Annotated in this window: 20 protein-coding genes; 19 read left to right on the top strand and 1 reads right to left on the bottom strand. The window is 43.8% G+C overall.

Annotated features, from left to right (window positions below):
* The first annotated feature begins 18 nt into the window (after window positions 1-18).
* From alaS to ACTNDS_RS13940, 9 genes are all read left to right on the top strand, one after another.
* A complete protein-coding gene (gene alaS, locus ACTNDS_RS13980) occupies window positions 19-2,658 on the top strand; it encodes an alanine--tRNA ligase (protein ID WP_441036451.1) in 2,640 nt (879 codons plus the stop codon).
* Between the two features lie 132 nt (window positions 2,659-2,790).
* Window positions 2,791-2,967 (top strand): 30S ribosomal protein S21, encoded by a 177-nt coding sequence (gene rpsU, locus ACTNDS_RS13975; RefSeq protein ID WP_004222305.1) that lies wholly within the window; start codon window positions 2,791-2,793, stop codon window positions 2,965-2,967.
* 234 nt (window positions 2,968-3,201) lie between these two features.
* The gene (cls, locus tag ACTNDS_RS13970) at window positions 3,202-4,689 is read left to right on the top strand and encodes a cardiolipin synthase (protein ID WP_173742609.1); all 1,488 of its coding nucleotides are present in this window, start codon (window positions 3,202-3,204) and stop codon (window positions 4,687-4,689) included.
* A 209-nt stretch (window positions 4,690-4,898) separates the two neighbouring features.
* The gene (locus ACTNDS_RS13965) at window positions 4,899-5,714 is read left to right on the top strand and encodes a metallophosphoesterase (RefSeq protein ID WP_441036446.1); all 816 of its coding nucleotides are present in this window, start codon (window positions 4,899-4,901) and stop codon (window positions 5,712-5,714) included.
* A complete protein-coding gene (locus ACTNDS_RS13960; protein ID WP_441036444.1) occupies window positions 5,714-6,511 on the top strand; it encodes a segregation and condensation protein A in 798 nt (265 codons plus the stop codon). The genes ACTNDS_RS13965 and ACTNDS_RS13960 overlap by 1 nt, the downstream gene beginning before the upstream one ends.
* A 10-nt stretch (window positions 6,512-6,521) precedes the next feature.
* A complete protein-coding gene (scpB, locus tag ACTNDS_RS13955) occupies window positions 6,522-7,091 on the top strand; it encodes an SMC-Scp complex subunit ScpB (RefSeq protein WP_173742563.1) in 570 nt (189 codons plus the stop codon).
* A gap of 23 nt (window positions 7,092-7,114) precedes the next feature.
* Window positions 7,115-7,909, top strand: a complete 795-nt coding sequence (locus tag ACTNDS_RS13950) for a zinc dependent phospholipase C family protein (protein WP_441036442.1) — start codon at window positions 7,115-7,117, stop codon at window positions 7,907-7,909.
* A 113-nt stretch (window positions 7,910-8,022) separates the two neighbouring features.
* Entirely contained in the window at window positions 8,023-9,255 is a 1,233-nt protein-coding gene (locus ACTNDS_RS13945) for a D-alanyl-D-alanine carboxypeptidase family protein (RefSeq protein WP_441036440.1), read from the top strand.
* Window positions 9,256-9,364: 109 nt separating this feature from the next.
* Window positions 9,365-10,141 (top strand): shikimate kinase, encoded by a 777-nt coding sequence (locus tag ACTNDS_RS13940; protein WP_441036438.1) that lies wholly within the window; start codon window positions 9,365-9,367, stop codon window positions 10,139-10,141.
* Between the two features lie 80 nt (window positions 10,142-10,221).
* Here the strand turns inward: ACTNDS_RS13940 and aroD are convergent, their stop codons facing one another.
* On the bottom strand, window positions 10,222-10,983 hold the full coding sequence (gene aroD, locus ACTNDS_RS13935; RefSeq protein ID WP_441036436.1) for a type I 3-dehydroquinate dehydratase: 762 nt from the start codon (window positions 10,981-10,983) through the stop codon (window positions 10,222-10,224).
* 274 nt (window positions 10,984-11,257) lie between these two features.
* Here aroD and ACTNDS_RS13930 point away from each other — a divergent pair, with 274 nt between their 5' ends.
* From ACTNDS_RS13930 to ACTNDS_RS13885, 10 genes are all read left to right on the top strand, one after another.
* Complete coding sequence (locus ACTNDS_RS13930; protein ID WP_441036434.1) at window positions 11,258-12,694, top strand: acyl-CoA carboxylase subunit beta; 1,437 nt, start codon at window positions 11,258-11,260, stop codon at window positions 12,692-12,694.
* Between the two features lie 14 nt (window positions 12,695-12,708).
* Window positions 12,709-13,452, top strand: coding sequence for an OadG family transporter subunit (locus tag ACTNDS_RS13925; protein WP_441036432.1), 744 nt, complete (start codon window positions 12,709-12,711; stop codon window positions 13,450-13,452).
* 27 nt (window positions 13,453-13,479) lie between these two features.
* Entirely contained in the window at window positions 13,480-13,848 is a 369-nt protein-coding gene (locus ACTNDS_RS13920) for a biotin/lipoyl-binding carrier protein (RefSeq protein ID WP_008704467.1), read from the top strand.
* A 16-nt stretch (window positions 13,849-13,864) separates the two neighbouring features.
* Window positions 13,865-15,013 carry a sodium ion-translocating decarboxylase subunit beta gene (locus ACTNDS_RS13915; protein ID WP_441036429.1) on the top strand — a complete coding sequence of 383 codons (1,149 nt, stop codon included), beginning with the start codon at window positions 13,865-13,867 and terminating at the stop codon, window positions 15,011-15,013.
* A 34-nt stretch (window positions 15,014-15,047) separates the two neighbouring features.
* Window positions 15,048-16,460 carry an oxaloacetate decarboxylase subunit alpha gene (locus tag ACTNDS_RS13910; protein WP_019161473.1) on the top strand — a complete coding sequence of 471 codons (1,413 nt, stop codon included), beginning with the start codon at window positions 15,048-15,050 and terminating at the stop codon, window positions 16,458-16,460.
* Between the two features lie 116 nt (window positions 16,461-16,576).
* Window positions 16,577-17,821, top strand: a complete 1,245-nt coding sequence (locus tag ACTNDS_RS13905; protein WP_441036427.1) for an NAD(P)/FAD-dependent oxidoreductase — start codon at window positions 16,577-16,579, stop codon at window positions 17,819-17,821.
* Window positions 17,822-18,104: 283 nt separating this feature from the next.
* Window positions 18,105-18,776 (top strand): (d)CMP kinase, encoded by a 672-nt coding sequence (cmk, locus tag ACTNDS_RS13900; RefSeq protein WP_441036425.1) that lies wholly within the window; start codon window positions 18,105-18,107, stop codon window positions 18,774-18,776.
* Window positions 18,777-18,857: 81 nt separating this feature from the next.
* A complete protein-coding gene (gene ispH, locus ACTNDS_RS13895) occupies window positions 18,858-19,736 on the top strand; it encodes a 4-hydroxy-3-methylbut-2-enyl diphosphate reductase (RefSeq protein ID WP_441036423.1) in 879 nt (292 codons plus the stop codon).
* Window positions 19,717-20,796: a 30S ribosomal protein S1 gene (gene rpsA / locus ACTNDS_RS13890; protein ID WP_173742552.1), complete on the top strand. Its 1,080-nt coding sequence runs from the start codon at window positions 19,717-19,719 to the stop codon at window positions 20,794-20,796. Before ispH ends, rpsA begins: the two co-directional genes overlap by 20 nt.
* A 508-nt stretch (window positions 20,797-21,304) precedes the next feature.
* Window positions 21,305-21,526 carry a hypothetical protein gene (locus ACTNDS_RS13885; RefSeq protein ID WP_441036421.1) on the top strand — a complete coding sequence of 74 codons (222 nt, stop codon included), beginning with the start codon at window positions 21,305-21,307 and terminating at the stop codon, window positions 21,524-21,526.
* Window positions 21,527-21,585 lie beyond the last annotated feature (59 nt).

Genomic DNA, 21,585 nt, shown 5'->3' with positions numbered 1-21,585 from the left:
CTTCAGGAGGAAAAGATTATGAAGAAATACGGAGTAAACGAACTTCGTCAGATGTTCCTGGACTTCATGGAAAGCAAAGGACATCTGGTAATGAAAAGCTTTTCCCTGGTACCACAGGGAGATAAGAGTCTTCTGCTGATCAATGCAGGTATGGCTCCGCTGAAACCATATTTTACAGGTGCTGAAATCCCGCCGAGAACAAGAGTAAGTACCTGCCAGAAATGTATCCGTACAGGTGATATCGAGAATGTAGGTAAAACTGCACGCCACGGTACATTCTTTGAGATGCTTGGTAACTTCTCCTTTGGTGACTATTTCAAGACAGAAGCCATCCACTGGTCCTGGGAATTCCTTACAGAGGTAGTAGGACTGGATGCAGACCGTCTTTATCCTTCTGTATATCTGGAAGATGATGAAGCATTTGACATCTGGAACAAAGAAATCGGAATCCCTGCTGACAGAATTTTCCGTTTTGGAAAAGAAGATAACTTCTGGGAGCATGGCGCAGGTCCCTGTGGTCCATGTTCAGAAATCTACTATGACCGTGGAGAGAAATACGGTTGCGGGAAACCTGGCTGTACAGTAGGCTGTGACTGCGACCGTTACATGGAAGTATGGAACAACGTATTTACCCAGTTTGAGAACGATGGTAACGGAAATTATACAACACTGAAACAGAAGAACATTGATACAGGTATGGGTCTGGAACGTCTGGCAGTTGTTGTGCAGGACGTAGATTCCATTTTCGATGTAGATACCATCTGTGCACTGCGTAACCTGGTATGTGAAATCTCCGGAAAAGAATACGAGAAGAACTATAACGATGACGTATCCATCCGTCTGATCACAGACCATATCCGTTCTGCAACATTTATGATCTCCGACGGTATCATGCCTACAAACGAAGGCCGCGGCTATGTACTTCGCCGTCTGATCCGTCGTGCAGCACGTCACGGACGTCTTCTTGGCATCGAAGGCACCTTCCTTGCAAAATTAAGTGAAGAAGTGATCAATGGTTCCAAAGCAGGATATCCGGAGCTGGAAGAGAAGAAAGAATTTATCTTTAAAGTTCTCACAAACGAAGAAAACCAGTTCAACAAGACCATTGACCAGGGTCTCCGTATCCTTGGAGAGATGGAAGATGAGATGAAAGCAGCAGGAGAGAAAACACTTTCCGGCGAAAATGCATTCAAATTATATGATACTTACGGATTCCCGATGGATCTTACAAAAGAGATTCTTGAGGAAAAAGGATATGATATTGACGAGGCAGGCTTCCAGAAATGTATGGAAGAGCAGAGAAACAAAGCACGTTCTGCCCGTGAAGTGACCAACTATATGGGTGCTGATGCAACTGTATATGATGATATCGATGTAAATGTTACAACAGAATTCGTAGGATACGATCATCTTACCTTTGATTCCAAAGTAACAGTCCTTACAACAGAGACAGAGATCGTAAACTCCCTGATGGAAGGCCAGAAAGGAACTGTCTTTACAGAGCAGACTCCATTCTATGCAACTATGGGTGGACAGATTGGTGACACAGGTGTGATCGAAACTGCAAACGGTAAGTTCGTAGTAGAAGACACCATCAAGCTTCGCGGCGGCAAATTTGGTCATGTTGGCCATATGGAATCCGGTATGATCTCCACAGGCGAAACTGTTTCCCTGAAAGTGGATGAAGCTGCAAGAAGAGACACTGAGAAGAACCACAGTGCAACACATCTTCTCCAGAAAGCATTAAAGACAGTTCTTGGAAGTCATGTAGAACAGAAAGGTTCTCTGGTAACACCGGACAGACTTCGTTTCGACTTTGCTCATTTCCAGGCTATGACAGCTGATGAGATCGCACAGGTAGAAGCGCTTGTTAATAAAGAAATCCAGGCTGGTCTTGAAGTCCGTACAGATGTTATGGATGTGGAAGAGGCTAAGAAATCCGGAGCAATGGCTCTGTTCGGAGAAAAATATGACCAGAAGGTACGTGTGGTATCCATGGGCGACTTCTCCAAGGAACTCTGCGGTGGTACTCATGTGGCAAACACAAGCTCCATCATGCTGTTCAAGATCGTTTCCGAATCCGGTATCGCAGCAGGTGTTCGCCGTATCGAAGCTCTGACAGGCAACGGAGTTCTGGAATACTATAAGAAACAGGAAGAACTGCTTCACGAAGCAGCCAAAGCACTGAAAGCAAATCCTGCAGAGATCGTAGAGAAGATCGGACATCTTCAGGGAGAAGTAAAAGCACTTTCCAGCGAGAACGAATCCTTAAAGAGCAAACTGGCTCAGGGCGCTCTGGGAGATGTTATGGATAAAGTAGTAGAAGTCAAAGGTGTGAAACTCCTTGCTGCAAAAGTAGACGGAGTGGACATGAACGGACTTCGTGACCTTGGAGACCAGCTGAAAGGCAAACTTGGCGAGGGTGTTGTCCTTCTGGCAGCAGTAAACGGTGAAAAAGTAAACCTTCTTGCAATGGCTACTGACGCAGCACAGAAAGCAGGTGCTCACGCAGGTAACCTGATCAAAGCAGTAGCAGCTATCGTAGGCGGTGGCGGCGGCGGACGTCCGAACATGGCTCAGGCCGGCGGAAAGAACCCTGCCAAAGCTCAGGAAGCCGTAGATGCAGCAGCAGGAATCCTGGAAGGTCAGTTAAAATAATTTCAAAAATTAACCAAAAAGATGTTGACGAACCAAGAGCCAATGATATATAATATCACTTGTGCAAGAAAAATACCCAGACAGTTGTATTTTAGCACAATCTACAACTGGAGGGAGGTTAGGTGTGAGTCTATGTCAAACGTTATCGTAAAAGAGAACGAGACTTTAGATAGCGCTCTTCGCAGATTCAAGAGAAGCTGTGCAAAAGCAGGAATTCAGCAGGAAATCCGCAAAAGAGAGCATTACGAGAAACCAAGCGTTCGTCGTAAAAAGAAATCTGAAGCCGCAAGAAAACGTAAATATAATTAATTGTGCGCAAAAATCCCTGGCAGTATGTCAGGGATTTTTAACATTGTAAAGTATTACTGTGCTGCGAAATCTGCTGTAGGGCATGAAGCAGACAGGAAAATTTTTTGGGGAAAGGAAGCAGGCTTGAAGGCAGAGAAAAATGAAAATTTAAAACAAAAGAAAAACTTTATATTACTGTTGCTCAGAAAATTGCTGAAGCTGCTGTTTAACAGGATTTTCTATGTGGTATTCGCTATGCTTATTCAGTTGGGCTGGATTTTTGTCATGGTTTTGAAGATTGCAGCCTTTTCCCGTTATGTGGATATATTTATCGGGATCGTGGGAGTACTGATCGTTCTCTGGATTGTTAACAAAGAGATCAATCCTTCTTATAAACTGGCCTGGACCATGTTGATCTTAAGTCTTCCCATTCTGGGAGTAACTCTGTATTTTCTCTTTGGAAAGTCCAGAATTGCATCTATTATGGACCGTCAGTTCGTGAAAAGGATAGAGGAGAGCAGTGAATTAATGCAGGATGATCCGGAGACTGTCAGCGGCCTCTGGGAGAGAGATCCTTCTGCTGCCATGCAGTCCCATTATATTTCCAGTGCTTCTCATTTTCCGGTACATCAGAATACTTCAGCTGAATATTTTCAGGTTGGGGATGATATGTTTCCTGTATTGGTAAAAGAACTGAAGCAGGCAAAAAAATATATTTTTATCGAATATTTTATTATTAATGACGGAGTGATGTGGCAGACAATTCTGGATATTCTGGAACAGAAGGCTGCAGAGGGAGTGGATGTAAGGCTGATCTATGATGGTTTTGGATGTCTGACCACCTTACCTCACAAATATTATGAAGAGCTTCGGAAAAAGGGAATTACCTGCCAGGTATTTAATCCTTTCCGTCCGATCCTTAATATTATCCAGAATAACCGTGACCACAGGAAACTGTGTATCATTGACGGATGGGTAGGATTTACCGGCGGGATCAATCTTTCAGATGAGTATATTAACCAGAAAGAACGATTCGGGCACTGGAAAGATACGGCTATTATGCTGAAGGGAGAAGCGGTCTGGAATATGACGGTGATGTTTCTCCATATGTGGGCAGTGATTGGACGCACAGAGGAGAAAATCGACTATGAAGTATATCTGCCCCACAGAAATCACCAGGAACAGTTTATGGGAAATGGATTTGTACAGCCCTTCTGTGACACTCCGCTGGATGAGGAGATTGTAGGGGAGAATGTATATCTGAATATTATTAATAAGGCCAGACGATATGTATATATCTGTACACCATATCTGATCATAGATAATGAAATGATGACAGCATTATGTCTGGCTGCCAAAAACGGGGTGGATGTAAGGATCATGACACCTGGTACCCCGGATAAGAAGCTGGTATTTTTACTGACCCAGTCTTATTACAGACAGCTGCTGGAAAACGGAGTAAAAATTTATGAATATCAGCCCGGATTTCTCCATGCAAAAACCTTTGTGTGTGATGACGAGATCGCAGTGGTGGGAACCATCAATCTGGACTACCGCAGTCTGTACCTGCACTTTGAGGATGGTGTGTGGATCTATGGCAATGATGTGATCTGGTCTATGAAGGAGGACTTTGTGCAGACTCTGGAGGATTGTCATACAGTGCCTCTGGAATTCTGCAAAAACCGCAAAATCCCGGTACGTATTATGCAGAATGTACTTCGGGCTTTTGCACCCATGCTGTGATGTGCGGGCAGTAATGCAGTCGTATCGTTACTGTTCACTGATAATATTCCGCGAGGTGTTTTTTGTGAGCGAAGGTCACAGAAAACCCGAGACATACTGCGCGAATTTATGCGATTAGCATAAATTCTGTGCATCGCGAAGCGCGTTGCTGGGAACGGAGTGAACAGTAACGCTGTATCTGATTAACAGTTTTGAAAATTGGGAGATTTATGAAGAGATTTAGAACTGTATACCATACAATAAATACACACAGGATTATTCCTGGAAAAACTGTCAGATTTGCAGTGCTGGCAGATCTACATGGACTGGAATTTGGTCCGGGAAATGAACGGCTGATACAAAAAATACAGGAATGCTCTCCGGATGCGGTGCTGGTATCCGGAGATGTGATCGTGCGGAATTGTACAGACACCTTCGATACAGCAGCTGAGCTTTTGACCAGACTGGCAGAAAGTTATCCGGTGTTTTATGCACTGGGAAATCATGAATATAAATTATATACTGCAGATCCCGGAGAGAATGGGCTGGCAGAAGAATATCTGAAATATGAAGAAAGGCTGAAAAAGGCCGGAGTAAGAATCCTGCATAACCAGTGTGAGCTTCTGGAGGCAGAGGGCTGTCCTTTTACTGTGTATGGTCTGGAAATTCCCTTGATTTACTATAAAAAGCCAAAATCCCCCATGCTGCAGACAGAAGAAATCGAGCAGTTGATTGGAAAGCCTGATCAGGACAGGGTTAATCTGTTGCTGACTCATAATCCCAAATATGGAAATGCTTATTTTGAATGGGGGGCAGACCTGATTTTATGCGGCCATTATCATGGAGGAATTGTGAGATTTGGACGGAACAAAGGAATACTTTCTCCTCAGTTTCAGTTATTTCCCCCTTATTGCTGTGGGGCTTTTCACAGGAAAAATCAGCATATGTATGTAAGTGCCGGTCTTGGAGAACATACAATTCCGGTGAGAATCCACAATCCCAGAGAGCTGTTGATAGTGGATTATAGAGGAAGAGAGGAAAAATAATGGGAATCCCCATAAAGCTTGAGGTATTTGAAGGTCCGCTGGATCTGCTGATGCATCTTATTGAGAAAAATAAAATAGATATTTATGATATTCCTATTGTTGAGATCACAGATCAGTATATGGAGTATATCCATGCCATGGAGCGTGAAGATCTGGGGATTATGAGTGAGTTTATGGTTATGGCTGCCACTCTTCTGGATATTAAATGTCGGATGCTTCTGCCTAAGGAAGTAAACGAGGACGGAGAGGAAGAGGACCCCAGGGCAGAGCTGGTGGAAAAGCTTTTGGAATATAAGATGTATAAATTTATGTCTTATGAACTGAAGGATAAAATGGATGAAGCGGCCAATTCTTTTTTTAAGGGTCCTACCATTCCAAAGGAGGTTGCTGTATACAGGGAACCGGTAGACACTTCCCAGCTTCTGGCAGGGCTGACTCTGGAGAAATTAAATGCCATTTACAAATCCATCATCCGCCGCCAGGAGAATAAGCTGGATCCCATCCGCAGTAAGTTTGGAACCATTGAGAAAGAGGAGGTCACCCTTTCGGAGAAAATGCTGGAGATGAAAGAGTTTGCCAGAACCCATAAAAAGTTCAGCTTCCGGAACCTTCTGGAGAGCCAGTGCTCCAGAGTTCAGGTTATCGTAACCTTTCTCTCTGTGCTGGAGCTGATGAAGATGGGACACATCCAGGTGGAACAGAAGGAACTTTTTGATGATATTTCCATTGAAGTAAAGACAGATCCGGATACATGGAAAAATCTGACAGAATTTGCGGAAGAAGCAGAAGAAGGATAAGGAGTATTCAGTGAAAATGAAAGAACTAGAGGGAGCCATCGAGGCGATCCTTTTTGCAATGGGAGAATCGGTGGAGCTGTCCCGTATAGCCAAAGCGATTAATATGGACACCAAAACAACGGAGAAGCTCATTCACAATATGATGGACCGGTATGAGCAGGAGGAAAGAGGAATCCAGATCATAGAACTGGGGGATTCCTATCAGATGTGTACCAGAAAGAAATATTATGAATATCTGATCAATATTGCCCTTCATCCCCAGAAGCCGGTACTTACAGAGGTAATGCTTGAGACCCTTTCTATTATTGCATATAAACAGCCTGTGACAAAGGCAGAACTAGAGAAAATCCGAGGTGTAAAATGTGATCATGCAGTAAATAAGCTGGTAGAATATAATCTGGTAAGGGAATTGGGAAGACTGGATGCACCGGGAAAGCCGATTCTCTTTGGAACCACAGAGGAGTTTCTGCGAAGCTTCGGAGTACAGGATCTGGATGAACTGCCTATGCCGGATCCGGTCAAGGTAGAGGATTTTAAGGCAGAGGCAGAAGAAGAGGTCCAGCTGAAACTGGATATATGATCAGAGATCAGGAGGGAACAGTTATGCCAACCACATATGCACATGATTTGTTTGGAAGAGAAGTGTACAGGAGATTGCCGTCGGATATGAAGGGACTGATCCGCAGACATGGAGATCTGTACAGGATCGGACTTCATGGACCGGATATTCTGTTTTATTATATGGTTTCCAAAAATCCGGTCACTCAGTTTGGAATTGACATGCACAGAGAGAAGGCAAAGGCTTTTTTTGAAGAGGGAATGAGTCAGGTGCGCCGAAATAAGGATGAAGCGCTTCTGGCATATCTTCTGGGGTTTGGATGCCATTATATGCTTGATTCTGCATGCCATCCTTATGTGAACCGGATGGCAGAAGAGGGAGTGATTCCCCACATTGTTTTGGAAAAAGAATTTGACCGTGTGCTTATGGAGGAAACCGGCAGAGATCCGGATCATTATTATCCAGCCTGTGGTATTGTGCCAAGGATGGAATATGCCAGAGTGATCCACAGGGCGATGCCTCTGGTGAAAACAGTAAATATTTATATTTCTGTCAAAATGATGAAGCTTCTGACCAATTTTATGGTATGCGATGATCATGGCAGAAAGCGCCGGATCATAGGGAAATTTCTGAGCTTTGGCGGAAAATCTGCAGGCTCGGTTATTGAGCATTTTATGACTGCAGAAGCAGTAAAACAGGCAAAGGCTCCTATGCCTGAGCTGGAGAGGCTTTACAGAGAGGCCATTCCTGAGACAGTGGAATATCTGAAGGAGCTTTATACCTTAAGGGAAGGGGCTTATCATCTGAGCGCCAGATGGAACCGGACTTATAATGGATGATTTGACAGTACCCTGAACATATTTTTTCTGAACGGATATAGTCATATTCCGGACATGCAGGCATAAATTATCTTATAGATAAGATTTCTGAGCATGTGAGGTGGAATATGAGAATGAAGCATATTGCCGCTGTCATTATTGTGACGGCGGTATTGTTGTTTACGCAGACTTATGCTTTTGTGCGGGGAGAGGAGAATGAAATACCTCAGCTGGTAGATATGACGCCGGTTGCAGAGGAGCCGAAGCAACTGTATGCTTTATCTGCTGTTCTTATGGACGGGGATTCTGGCAGAGTACTGTATGAAAAGAATGGGGAAACACCTCTGGCAAATGCCAGCACCACGAAAGTACTTACCTGTATTGTGGCGTTGGAAAGTGCACCGGGAGATGATTATGTTCAGGTTTCTCAAAATGCAGTCTCCCAGTCAGAAGTGAAGCTTGGACTTCAGAAAGGGGAACAGTATTATCTGGAGGATCTGTTGTATTCCCTGATGCTTAAGAGTCATAATGATACTGCAGTTGCAATTGCAGAGCACTGCGGCGGTACAGTGGAAGGCTTTGCCAGAATGCTGAACCGGAAAGCGAAGCAGATAGGATGTGAGGACACTTATTTTATCACACCTAATGGGCTGGATGCAGAGGATGAGAATGGAAAGCACCATACAACTGCAAAAGATCTGGCTCTGATCATGAGATATGCCATCAGAAACCGGACATTTCTCCACATTGCACAGACCAGAGACTATACATTTTCGGAGATTACCGGAAAGAGAACTTTTTCTGTACATAATACAAATGCACTTCTGGACAGGATGGAGGGTGTTCTTGCCGGAAAAACAGGTTATACTTCTCAGGCGGGTTATTGCTATGTATGTGCCTGGGAAAAGGAAGGCAGGACATTTATCGTCAGTCTTCTGGGGTGCGGATGGCCTAACCATAAAAACTATAAATGGAGTGATACAGAAAAACTGCTGAGCTTTGGAGATTATAATTTTGATTATAAAACTTACTGGCAGGAGCCGCAGACAAAAAGAATCCTGGTGACAGATGGGGCTGCAGATAACTGGGATATGGGAGCGGAAGTTTATCTGAGGGGAAAGTGCAGTGTGACGGCAGAGGACAGGAAAAAAGAAATTCTTCTGAGAAAAGGAGAGACCGTAACCTGCAGGACGGAAATTCCCTCCAAAGTCACTGCACCTGTTCTTGCAGGGGCGAAGCTGGGCCGCATTGCCTATTATCTGGATGGGAAATTAATAGATGCTTATCCGGTTTATGCAGAGAAATCCGTGGAGAAGATCAGCTTTAAATGGTATGCGGAAAAGGTATTTCATGACTTTTTCCATTAACGGAAAATAATCAGGGATAATTTAATGATTTAAAGGGTTGAAATGCTGAGACGGTATTGATATAATAAATTCTAACAGAAAAATTACAGGAAAGACAGAGGAAAGAGATATGGATCAGTTAGAAATACTCAGAGAGAGTCTTGGACAGTGTGATGAGATCATCCTGGATGCCCTTATCATGCGAAACAGAATCGTAGAGGACATTATGGCATATAAAGAAGCCAATGGGCTTCAGATCCTGCAGCCGGAGCAGGAAGCAAAGCAGAAAGAATGGCTGGAAGGCAGAATGGAAGGCAGACGCCATAAAGATGAGGTGGCCGATGTATTTGACTGCATCCGCACCAACAGTAAACGCATCCAGGCAAGAAAGCTTTTTAACTATAATATTGTATTGATCGGTTTTATGGGCGCGGGAAAATCCACAATTTCTGATTTCCTTAAGAATGTATTTGCAATGGATGTGGTAGAGATGGATCAGATTATTGCCCAGAGACAGGGAATGAGTATTTCTGATATCTTCGAAACATACGGTGAGCAGTACTTCCGTGACCTTGAGACAAATCTGCTTATTGAAATGCAGTCCCGCAGCAATGTGGTGATCTCCTGTGGCGGTGGTACTCCTATGAGAGAGTGCAATGTAGTGGAGATGAAGAAGAACGGACGGGTTGTTCTCCTTACTGCGAAACCGGAGACAATCCTGGACCGTGTTAAAGACAATCACGACCGTCCGCTGATTGAGAACAACAAGACAGTTCCGTTCATTGCAGACCTGATGGAGAAACGCCGCGCTAAATACGAGGCGGCAGCTGACATCATCATCGAAACAGACGGCAAGAACGCGTTGGAAATCTGCGAAGAACTGGTACAGAGACTCCGCTCTATATGAATTATCTGCTGCTGGATAGAAGTGATATCAGACGACTATAGGCAAGAATAACATCTGATATCACATCATTCATCAACAGATCACAGGCTGCTGTGAATAATATCCAGCACCTGCTTTAGCTCATTCACACCGACCTGTCCCGGAGCGGAAGCTTTGGAAGCAGCGCCGAAGGTGAGAGCGGAGCCAAATGTCTCACCTGTCAGGCGGCTGACAACACCTGTTCCAGCCATGGACATAGTAATGATCGGGCGATCTGCATATTTCTCAGACATTTCCAGAGTAGCAGACAGCAGTGTGATAACATCCTGTTTACAGGTAGGCATTACTGCAATCTTAGGGATATCAGCACCAAATTCCTGCATCATGCAGAGGCGTCGGATGATCTCCTCCTTCTCCGGAGTCTTAAAGAAATCATGGTTGGAAGCAATTACCTTTACACCTGCCTCGTGAGCAGCATTGATGATTGTCTTGACAACTTCATCACCTGTAAATGCTTCTACATCAATTAAATCTACATAACCGCTCTGAGCAGCTGCAATATTTAAAGCAGCATAATCACTTACAGAAATTTCCTTCTCGCCGCCTTCTTTGGAAGTACGGAATGTAAGGAGAACAGGGATATCTTTTAAGGCTTCCTGAAGCTCTTTGGCGGTTTCTAATACTTTCTCAGTAGTAAAGACATCATCAAACCAGTCTACACGCCACTCAACCACATCAACAGGAAGAGTGGTGATCTTTTTGGCTTCTTCCAGAATGTCTGTTTTTGTTTTTCCTACGATGGGAACGCAGATCTTAGGTCTGCCTTCACCGATCACAGTGTTTTTTACCTGAACTGTGTTCATCTTTTTATCCTCATATTTTTATTGCTTTCTAAGATTCTTTCAGCATTTATAATACTCCTTTTTATGTTTTGTTGTAAAGTTTTTATTTGCATAAGGATTGTCATATTAATTTGTATTACCTATTTTAAATAGGAAGAAACACAATTTCTGCCATTTTTTTAACAAAAATGCTAAAAAAATATTGAAATATTGTGTTAAAAAAGGTAGAATTAAAATTGGCTAAATTTTTGGGTTAACTTTAAAATATTCTCATAAAGATGGAGGGCAAACAAGAATGAGTAATGCAACACAAAGCTTAGCAGGCACAAGAATTACTTCTTTGCTTGACGCAAACAGTTTTGTCGAAATCGGTCAGAGCGTAACAGCCAGATCTACAGATTTCAACATGACTGCAAACAAAGCACCATCTGACGGTGTAATCACCGGATATGGTGTCATTGATGACAAACTGGTTTATGTATACAGCCAGGATGCATCCGTATTAAATGGTACTGTTGGCGAAATGCATGCCAAGAAGATCACAAGACTTTATGATCTTGCCATGAAAACAGGTGCTCCTGTTATCGGTCTGGTTGACTGTGCAGGTATCCGTCTGCAGGAGGCAACAGATGCACTGGAAGCTTTCGGAGAAATCTATCTGAAACAGACAATGGCCTCCGGCGTGATTCCGCAGATCACAGCAATCTTCGGAACATGTGGCGGTGGTATGGCAGTTATCCCGTCCCTGACAGATTTCACATTTATGGAATCTAAAAAAGGAAAAATGTTCGTTAACACACCAAATGCATTAGAAGGAAATAACACAGACAAATGTGATACAGCAGCTGCTGATTTCCAGAGCAAAGAGACAGGTGTGATCGATGGTGTTGGTACAGAAGAAGAGGTTCTTGGCCAGATCCGCTCTTTAGTATCACTTCTCCCATCCAATAATGAAGATACAGATAACTATACAGAGTGTACAGATGATCTGAACCGTGTATGCGCAGACCTTGCAAACTGTGCAGGAGACACTGCAATCGCACTTTCTCAGATTTCTGATAACGGTGAATTCTTTGAGACAAAAGCAGACTATGCAAAAGACATGGTTACAGGCTTCATCCGTTTAAACGGTGCTACAGTAGGTGCTGTTGCAAACAGAAGCGAAGTATATGATGCAGAAGGCAAGAAAGTAGAAACCTTTGATGGAAGCATCTCTGCAAGAGGCGCAAGAAAAGCAGCAGATTTCGTGAAATTCTGTGATGCTTTTGATATCCCGGTACTTACACTTACCAATGCTACAGGCTTCATGGCAACCTTATGCAGCGAGAAAATGATGGCAAAATCTGTAGGTGAACTGGTTGCTGCATTTGCAGATGCAACTGTTCCCAAGGTAAATGTGATCATCGGCAAAGCTTATGGTACCGCTTATGTGGCAATGAACAGCAAATCTATCGGTGCAGACCTTGTATATGCATGGGATAACGCAGAGATCGGTATGATGGATGCTTCCCTGGCAGCCAAGATCATGTATGCAGATGCAGATGCTGCTGAATTAAATGAGAAAGCTGCTCAGTACAGAGAACTTCAGAATGGCGTTGCTTCTGCAGCAGCAAGAGGCTATGTTGACACTGTGATCAGCCCGGCTGACACAAGAAAATATGTAATCGGTGCATTTGAGATGTTGTTCACAAAAAGGGAAGATCGTCCGTCTAAGAAACACGGAACGATTTAAGCGGGGTGACGCATATGAAAATGATCAAAAAAATAACTTCTGTATTCATGACATTTCTTGTAATGGCTGCACTGGTGATCGGAAGTACTTCCATGGTATTTGCAGCTGATAAGATCGATGAATCTGTAAAAACCTCACTGGTAACAACTGCAGAGGGTCTGACAGATGCCATTGTCGCACTGAAGGATGCAGACATCGAGAATTACATGAACACAGGGGATGACTTTACTACAAGCGCAATGCAGTCCTGGCAGACCTCCAAGGATGAACTTGGTGCGAAGAAGGAAAGCAACGGCGAGACAACTGTAACTTTAAAAGATGATCAGTATACAGTAACTGTCCCTGTAAAATTTGAGAAAACAAATGCAAACTTTGTATATGTTTTTGAGTCAACAGGAACACCGGTTTCCATGTCTGTAGATGTACAGTATGGTCTGGGCAAAACTCTCCAGAGAGCCGGACTTAACACTCTGATGGGTGTTGGAACTGTATTCGTAATGCTGGTTTTATTAAGTCTTCTGATCTCTCTGTTCCGTTTCATCCCGAATCCGGAAGCAAAGAAAGCAGCAGAAGCAAAAGCAGCGAAAGAAGCACAGGCAGCAGTAATTGCAGCAGCTCCTGTACAGGCAGAAGAGAATCTTGCAGATGACGGAGAGCTGGTAGCTGTTATTGCAGCAGCTATCGCAGCAGCAGAAGGAACTACAACAGACGGCTTCGTAGTTCGTTCCATCCGTAAAGTAAAAAGAAATAGAAGATAATTGTCATTTATTTAGGAGGATTTTAAAATGAAAAGCTATACAATTACAGTAAATGGTACAGCATATGAAGTAACTGTTGAAGAAACAGGAAGTGTATCTGCTCCTGCAGCAGCTCCAAAAGCAGCACCTAAGGCTGCACCTGCAGCAGCTCCGAAAGCAGCAGCACCTGCAGCAGGCGCCGGCGCAGTAAAAGTAACTGCTTCCGTACCTGGTAAGGTTGTCAAAGTAGCAGCAAGTGTTGGACAGGCAGTAAAAGCCGGAGACAGCGTAGTTATTCTTGAATCCATGAAAATGGAAATCCCTGTAGTAGCTCCTCAGGACGGTACCATTGCAAGCATTGATGTTGCAGAAGGTGCCTCTGTAGAAAACGGAGATACTTTAGCAACAATGAACTAAGACGGGAGGTAGTCAAATGTCTTATGTAACAGAAACATTGTCCAACCTGATTCACCAGACAGCATTCTTCAGTTTGACATGGGGCAATTACCTGATGATCGCAGTAGCCTGCGTATTCCTTTATCTTGCTATCAAGAAAGGATTTGAGCCACTTCTGCTGGTTCCTATCGCATTCGGTATGTTGCTTGTAAATATCTATCCGGACATTATGGCAAACCCGGAAGACATGTCTAATGGTGTAGGTGGACTTCTTCATTATTTCTACATCCTTGATGAGTGGAGTATTTTACCATCCCTGATCTTCATGGGTGTAGGTGCCATGACAGACTTCGGTCCGCTGATCGCAAACCCGATCAGCTTCCTGATGGGTGCTGCAGCGCAGCTTGGTATTTATGCAGCTTACTTCCTGGCAATCTTCCTTGGATTCAACGGAAAAGCAGCAGCTGCAATCTCCATCATTGGTGGTGCTGACGGCCCGACCTCCATTTTCCTTGCAGGTAAACTTGGTCAGACAGCTCTGATGGGACCAATCGCAGTGGCAGCATATTCCTATATGTCACTGGTTCCGATCATCCAGCCGCCTATTATGAAGCTCTGCACAACAGAGAAAGAACGTAAGATCAAAATGGATCAGCTTCGCCCGGTTTCCAAACTGGAGAAGATCCTGTTCCCGATCATTATCACAATCGTTGTCTGCCTGATCCTGCCTACAACAGCTCCGCTGGTTGGTATGCTCATGCTTGGTAACCTGTTCAGAGAGTGCGGCGTTGTAAAACAGCTGACAGAAACAGCTTCCAATGCCCTGATGTATATCGTAGTTATCCTTCTGGGTACATCCGTAGGTGCTTCCACAAGTGCAGAAGCATTCTTAAACGTAGATACTCTGAAGATCGTAGTTTTAGGTCTTGTTGCATTTGCCATCGGTACATTCGGCGGATGTATGCTTGGTAAACTGCTTTGCAAACTGACTCATGGAAAGATCAACCCACTGATCGGTTCTGCAGGTGTGTCCGCAGTACCTATGGCAGCCCGTGTATCCCAGAAAGTGGGCGCAGAGGCAGATCCTACAAACTTCCTTCTGATGCACGCAATGGGTCCGAATGTTGCCGGTGTTATCGGTACAGCCGTAGCAGCCGGAACATTCATGGCTATTTTCGGCATTTAATTGAATCAACAGAATTATATAAGGAGATATAATAATGGCAGAATTAGAGAAAAAACCTGTTAAAATTGTGGAAACCATTCTCCGTGATGCTCATCAGTCCCAGATCGCAACACGTATGACCACAGAACAGATGCTTCCGATCGTAGATAAACTTGACAAAGTCGGCTATCACGCAGTAGAGTGCTGGGGTGGTGCAACCTTCGATGCATCCCTTCGTTTCCTTCATGAAGATCCATGGGAAAGACTTCGTAAATTACGTGACGGCTTTAAGAACACAAAACTTCAGATGCTTTTCCGTGGACAGAACATCCTTGGATACCGTCCATATGCAGATGACGTTGTAGAATACTTCGTACAGAAATCAGCTGCAAACGGAATTGATATTATCCGTATTTTTGACTGCCTCAATGACCTTCGTAACCTGCAGACAGCAGTAAGCGCTGCAAACAAAGAGAAGGCTCATGCACAGGTAGCTCTTTCCTACACATTAGGAGATGCTTACACACTGGAATACTGGACAGACATTGCAAAACGTATTGAAGATATGGGTGCTGATTCCATCTGTATCAAAGATATGGCAGGTCTTCTCCTTCCAAACAAAGCTACAGAGCTTGTAACAGCATTAAAAGAAACCGTTAAGATCCCGATCGACCTTCATACACATTACACCTCAGGTGTAGCTTCCATGACTTACTTAAAAGCAGTAGAAGCAGGTGTGGATATCATCGATACAGCAATGTCTCCATTTGCACTGGGAACATCCCAGCCTGCAACAGAGGTTATGGTTGAGACATTCAAGGATACACCATACGACACAGGATTTGACCAGAAGCTTCTTTCTGAAATCGCTGACTACTTCCGTCCGATTCGTGACGAGGCTCTTGACAGCGGACTGCTCAATCCGAAGAACCTTGGTGTTAACATTAAGACTTTACTGTACCAGGTACCGGGCGGTATGCTTTCCAACCTGACTTCTCAGTTAAAAGAACAGCACGCAGAAGACAAATTCTACGATGTTCTCGAGGAAGTTCCCCGTGTACGTAAAGACCTTGGTGAACCGCCACTTGTTACTCCGTCTTCCCAGATCGTTGGTACACAGGCTGTATTCAACGTGCTTATGGGCGAGAGATACAAAATGGTTACAAAAGAAACAAAGGATATTCTGTTAGGAAAATACGGTGCAACTGTAAAACCGTTTAATCCGGAAGTACAGAAGAAGTGCATCGGCGATGAGAAACCGATCACCTGCCGTCCTGCAGATCTTCTTGACAACGAGCTTGAGAAACTTGAGAGCGAAATGGCTCAGTACAAGGAACAGGATGAGGACGTATTAACATACGCACTGTTCCCACAGGTAGCTATGGACTTCTTCAAATATCGTCAGGCACAGCAGACAAAGGTTGACGAGAAAGCAGCAGACAAAAAGAACGGAGCATATCCTGTATAATATGAAATAAAAACAAAAAGGAGCTTGCGTAAGCAGGCTCCTTTGCGTTATTATGAAAGAATATGATACCCGGGAAATAGGATCCGCAGGGTAAAACAAATACAGGAGAATATTCCATGAGTAAAGTTTTAATTATCGGCGGCGGCGCCGCCGGAATGATGGCAGGGGTTTTTGCAGCCCGCAACCATCATGAAGTTCATATATTAGAAAAAAACGAGAAATTGGGCAAGAAAGTATTTATTACAGGAAAAGGCAGATGCAATGTGACAAATGCCTGCGACACAGAAGAACTCTTTCCTGCAATGATGAGCAATCCCAAGTTTCTCTACAGCAGCTTCTATTCATTTACTCCTCAGGATGTAATGGAGTTCTTTGAGGAAGCAGGTGTCCCTCTGAAAACAGAGAGAGGAAACCGTGTCTTTCCACAATCAGACCATTCCTCAGACATTATCCGTGCCCTGGAGCGGGAACTGAAGAAAGCAGGAGCAAAGATCCATCTTCATACAGCCGTAAAAGAAGTCGTAAAAGAATCTGAAACAGATTCTGTAACAGGAGTTATCCTGACAGATGGCACCTTTATGGAGGGCGACGCAGTCATTGTGGCCACAGGTGGATTCTCTTATCAGAGTACAGGCTCCACAGGTGACGGATATCGTTTCGCAAGAGAACTGGGACTGAAAGTCACAGACATTGCCCCATCTCTTGTGCCATTAAAGACAAAAGAAGACTATATCCCTAAGCTTCAGGGGCTTTCCCTTAAGAACACAGGTCTTACCATAAAGAATGGCAAGAAAGTGCTTTACGAGGATTTCGGAGAGATGATGTTCACCCATTTCGGAGTCACAGGCCCCATGATCCTCTCAGCCAGTGCACATATAGGCGCAAAACTGGCAAAAGCACCAAATGGCGAGCTGTCCGCATACCTGGATCTAAAGCCTGCCCTTACAAAGGAACAGCTGGATGCCAGAATTCTCCGTGAATTTGAAGCAGGACCAAACAAACAGTTCAAGAACGTGATCGGAGTACTTTTTCCCTCATCCCTGACACCGGTAATGCTGGAGCTGGGCGGTATCCCTGCAGAGAAGAAAATCCACGATATCTCCAGAGAAGAACGCCAGCACTTTATTGACCTTATAAAAGCCTTTCCCTTCACAATCACAGGAATGGGCGAATTCAAGGAAGCCATTATCACCAGAGGCGGTGTCTCTGTAAAAGAGATCAACCCCGGAACAATGGGATCAAAGAAAATATCAGGTCTTTACTTCGCAGGCGAAGTGCTGGATCTGGATGCAGTGACAGGCGGATACAATCTGCAGATTGCATGGTCAACTGCATATCTGGCAGCACAGGCCATACAGTAAGCTGTTTGTTACTGTTCACACACCACTATTCCGCGAGGTGTTTTGGCATGAATATGCCAAAATCCCGAGACATACAAGCCAAAATTCCATTGCCGCAGGCAATCTGGAATGAATTTTGGCTACGTTACTGTGAACGGAGTGAACAGTAACAGCTGTTTGTTTATAGAAATAGGCAGAGGATGAGTACCTTGTAAGCAAATTATATTTATGATATGATTCGGTTATGCGTTATTTAGCGATTCATAAATATTGATCAATAATAGAAACAGGAGGAACCGTGAAAATGGGATGTAATATTGCCATCGACGGACCTGCAGGAGCAGGAAAGAGCACCATCGCCAAAAAAGTAGCAAAAGAATTATCATTTATCTATGTGGATACAGGAGCCATGTACAGGGCAATGGCCTTATATCTTCTGAACCACGGGGTAAATGGAGACAGCCAGGAGGAAGTTGAAGCTGCATGCCCCGGAGCTGATATCTCTATTGAATATAAGAACGGAGAACAGATCGTAATTCTGAACGGTGAAAATGTAAATTCCATGCTTCGCACAGAGCAGGTGGGGAACATGGCATCTAAAAGTTCTGCCAATGCAAAGGTAAGAGCACATCTTCTCAAGCTCCAGAGAACACTGGCAGAGAAAAACAATGTAGTCATGGATGGCAGAGACATCGGCACAACCATCCTTCCAAATGCAGAAGTAAAGATTTACCTTACCGCCAGCGCCGATACCAGAGCAAAAAGAAGAGCACTGGAATATGAACAGAAAGGCGAACCATTTGATCTTGACCAGATTCGCAAAGATATCATCCAGCGCGATGAACGCGATATGAACCGGGAAGTTTCTCCTCTGAAACAGGCAGTAGACGCAGTGCTTGTTGATTCATCAGAAATGGGAATTGATCAGGTTGTAGATGCTATTCTTGATGTGTATAATAAGAAAGTACAGAAATAACTGCCTGTAGTTCATCAGAAGGGCGGTTATTCGGTTGAATTTCAGAAGAATGGTAATGAATATAAATTAAGAGGACTAGTCATGAAAGTTAAAGTAGCAGAGACAGCAGGCTTCTGCTTCGGTGTCAAACGTGCAGTAGACAAAGTCTACGAACTCATAGACACAGAACAGAAACCCATCTTCACTCTGGGGCCGATTATCCACAATGAAGGCGTAGTAGCAGATCTGGAAGCCCGAGGCGTCCATGTTATCACAGAAGCAGACCTGGATTCCCCGGATGACATCCTGCAAAGCGGAACAGTAGTCATCCGTTCCCACGGTGTGGGCAAACCCATCTACGATAAACTAAAAGAAAAAAACATCTCTTACGTAGATGTGACCTGCCCCTTCGTTCTGAAGATCCACCGCGTCGTAGAGAAAGAAAGTCTGGCCGGAAATCACGTAGTGATCATCGGTGACAAAGATCACCCGGAGGTTCAGGGAATCTGCGGATGGTGTCAGGGCCCTTACACAGTGATCAAAAACCAGGACGAAGCAGAGGCATTTGTACCTCCAAAAGGGAAAAAAATAAGTATTGTGTCCCAGACGACATTTAATTACAACAAATTTAAAGATTTAGTTGAAATTCTTTGCAAAAAGAGGTATGATAATAATGTTTTAAATATTCTCAATATTTTAAACACTATTTGTAATGCTACCGAAGAACGGCAGAGAGAAGCAAAAAACATAGCCGGAGAGGTAGACACTATGCTGGTCGTAGGCGGCCGGCACAGTTCCAATACTCAAAAGCTGTTTGAAATATGTAAAAAGGAATGTGGAAATACTTACTATATACAAACACCTGTAGACTTGGATTCTGAAATGTTCCAATGCAGTAGTTATGTAGGTATTACAGCAGGGGCTTCCACCCCAAACAAAATTATTGAGGAGGTTCAAGAACATGTCAGAATTAAGTTTTGAACAGATGCTGGAAGATTCCGTAAAAACTATCAGAAATGGAGAGATTGTACAGGGTACTGTCATCGATGTAAAAGAAGATGAGATTATTCTGAATATCGGTTATAAAGCAGACGGTATTATCACAAAGAACGAATACTCTAACGATGCAAGCCTTGTACTCACAGATGCTGTTCATGTTGGAGACACAATGGAAGCAAAAGTTCTCAAAGTAAATGATGGAGAAGGTCAGGTTACTCTTACTTACAAGAGACTGGCAGCAGAGAAAGGCAACAAACGTCTTGAAGAAGCATTTGAGAATCAGGAAGTATTAAAGGCTCCTGTAAGTCAGGTACTTGACGGTGGACTTTGTGTAAACGTAGACGAAGCAAGAGTATTCATTCCTGCAAGTCTTGTTTCCGACACATACGAGAAAGACCTTTCCAAATATGCAGATCAGGAAATCGAATTCGTTATTACAGAATTCAATCCGAGAAGACGCCGCATCATCGGTAACCGTAAGCAGCTTCTTCTTGCTGAAAAAGCAGAAAAACAGAAAGAATTAATGGAAAAGATCCATGTTGGCGACACAGTAGAAGGTGTTGTTAAGAATGTTACAGATTTCGGTGCATTCGTTGACCTTGGCGGTGCAGACGGACTTCTTCACATTTCCGAAATGTCCTGGGGCAGAGTAGAGAATCCGAAGAAGGTATTCACTGTTGGCGAGAAGCTGAAAGTTCTGATCAAGGATATCAATGGAGATAAGATTGCACTTTCCCTGAAATTCCCTGAGGAGAATCCATGGCTTACAGCAGCTGAGAAATTTGCTGTAGGAAACGTAGTAAAAGGTAAAGTTGCACGTATGACAGACTTCGGTGCATTCGTAGAACTTGCACCTGGAGTAGACGCACTCCTTCACGTATCCCAGATTTCCAGAGAGCACGTTGCCAAACCTGCAGACGTACTGTCAATCGGACAGGAGATCGAAGCTAAGGTTGTTGACTTCAACGGCGAAGACAAGAAGATCAGCCTGAGCATGAAAGCTCTTGAGGCACCGGCAGCTGAGGAAGCTACAGAAGAATAATTTCTTTATACAGAATTGCAGTGAAATTGATAAACACCATCTTTGCATAATCAGATTTATGCCAAGATGGTGTTTTTGTTTTGGGAAAATTATTTTAATGTGTTCAGCAAATAGGAAAGTGCATGTTCCAGATATTGTTTCTTTTTCTCCTGTGAGATAAAACTGTTCATTTCCATTGGAGAATTTCTGCGGAAGTTGATAAGGAAGTGTTAATTCCAGAATCAGATTTTCATCATCCAGTTCCGCATATGTAACCTCATACTCGGAATCATAAATACACAGATAACTTAGCATCTCAAAAATTCTTCCAAGTCCCAGCACATCTTCCAGGTTATGACCGAGAATTTCTTCTGCTGTAATGGCATCTCGTTTTTTCAGAAAATCTTTATAAAGCTGAATGCATTCTTTCCCATTGTTAGGAAATACTCCGGGGTCAGACCCTATGAGATATCCGCTTGATAAAGTATGGCAGTTACGGGAAAATGTCACACTGACAAGGAGGTTTATTATGGCAAAGGTACGAGAAATAAAACCTGCCGTGGCAGAATGCGTAAAAAGAAAAAGGGTAGCTGCATATGCCAGAGTTTCACTAGAAACAGAACAGCTTCATCATTCACTTTCTGCCCAGGTAAGCCATTACAGCGCAATAATACAGGCTAACCCCAGATGGGAATATGCTGGAGTCTATGCTGATGACGGTGCGCCACGAAGGCGAGGACTTGTGGCATGAAGCCAAACAAGTATAGCCATGCTGTGTGAATGATGATGGCAGGCCCATCGGAACCGCCA

The organism is Blautia sp. HCP3S3_C12, from assembly GCF_052064155.1.
In the GTDB taxonomy this organism is placed as follows: Bacteria; Bacillota; Clostridia; order Lachnospirales; family Lachnospiraceae; genus Blautia_A.
Note: the sequence above shows the minus strand (reverse complement) of the source record. Positions and strands in the feature narration are given on the sequence as shown.

Excerpts from the sequence above, each read along its gene's own strand:
- alaS (WP_441036451.1), top strand. The coding sequence starts at position 19 with ATGAAGAAATACGGAGTAAACGAACTTCGTCAGATGTTCCTGGACTTC.
- rpsU (WP_004222305.1), top strand. The coding sequence starts at position 2,791 with ATGTCAAACGTTATCGTAAAAGAGAACGAGACTTTAGATAGCGCTCTT.
- cls (WP_173742609.1), top strand. The coding sequence starts at position 3,202 with ATGCTTATTCAGTTGGGCTGGATTTTTGTCATGGTTTTGAAGATTGCA.
- ACTNDS_RS13965 (WP_441036446.1), top strand. The coding sequence starts at position 4,899 with ATGAAGAGATTTAGAACTGTATACCATACAATAAATACACACAGGATT.
- ACTNDS_RS13960 (WP_441036444.1), top strand. The coding sequence starts at position 5,714 with ATGGGAATCCCCATAAAGCTTGAGGTATTTGAAGGTCCGCTGGATCTG.
- ACTNDS_RS13950 (WP_441036442.1), top strand. The coding sequence starts at position 7,115 with ATGCCAACCACATATGCACATGATTTGTTTGGAAGAGAAGTGTACAGG.
- ACTNDS_RS13945 (WP_441036440.1), top strand. The coding sequence starts at position 8,023 with ATGAAGCATATTGCCGCTGTCATTATTGTGACGGCGGTATTGTTGTTT.
- ACTNDS_RS13940 (WP_441036438.1), top strand. The coding sequence starts at position 9,365 with ATGGATCAGTTAGAAATACTCAGAGAGAGTCTTGGACAGTGTGATGAG.
- aroD (WP_441036436.1), bottom strand. The coding sequence starts at position 10,983 with ATGAACACAGTTCAGGTAAAAAACACTGTGATCGGTGAAGGCAGACCT.
- ACTNDS_RS13930 (WP_441036434.1), top strand. The coding sequence starts at position 11,258 with ATGAGTAATGCAACACAAAGCTTAGCAGGCACAAGAATTACTTCTTTG.
- ACTNDS_RS13925 (WP_441036432.1), top strand. The coding sequence starts at position 12,709 with ATGAAAATGATCAAAAAAATAACTTCTGTATTCATGACATTTCTTGTA.
- ACTNDS_RS13920 (WP_008704467.1), top strand. The coding sequence starts at position 13,480 with ATGAAAAGCTATACAATTACAGTAAATGGTACAGCATATGAAGTAACT.
- ACTNDS_RS13915 (WP_441036429.1), top strand. The coding sequence starts at position 13,865 with ATGTCTTATGTAACAGAAACATTGTCCAACCTGATTCACCAGACAGCA.
- ACTNDS_RS13910 (WP_019161473.1), top strand. The coding sequence starts at position 15,048 with ATGGCAGAATTAGAGAAAAAACCTGTTAAAATTGTGGAAACCATTCTC.
- ACTNDS_RS13905 (WP_441036427.1), top strand. The coding sequence starts at position 16,577 with ATGAGTAAAGTTTTAATTATCGGCGGCGGCGCCGCCGGAATGATGGCA.
- cmk (WP_441036425.1), top strand. The coding sequence starts at position 18,105 with ATGGGATGTAATATTGCCATCGACGGACCTGCAGGAGCAGGAAAGAGC.
- ispH (WP_441036423.1), top strand. The coding sequence starts at position 18,858 with ATGAAAGTTAAAGTAGCAGAGACAGCAGGCTTCTGCTTCGGTGTCAAA.
- rpsA (WP_173742552.1), top strand. The coding sequence starts at position 19,717 with ATGTCAGAATTAAGTTTTGAACAGATGCTGGAAGATTCCGTAAAAACT.
- ACTNDS_RS13885 (WP_441036421.1), top strand. The coding sequence starts at position 21,305 with ATGGCAAAGGTACGAGAAATAAAACCTGCCGTGGCAGAATGCGTAAAA.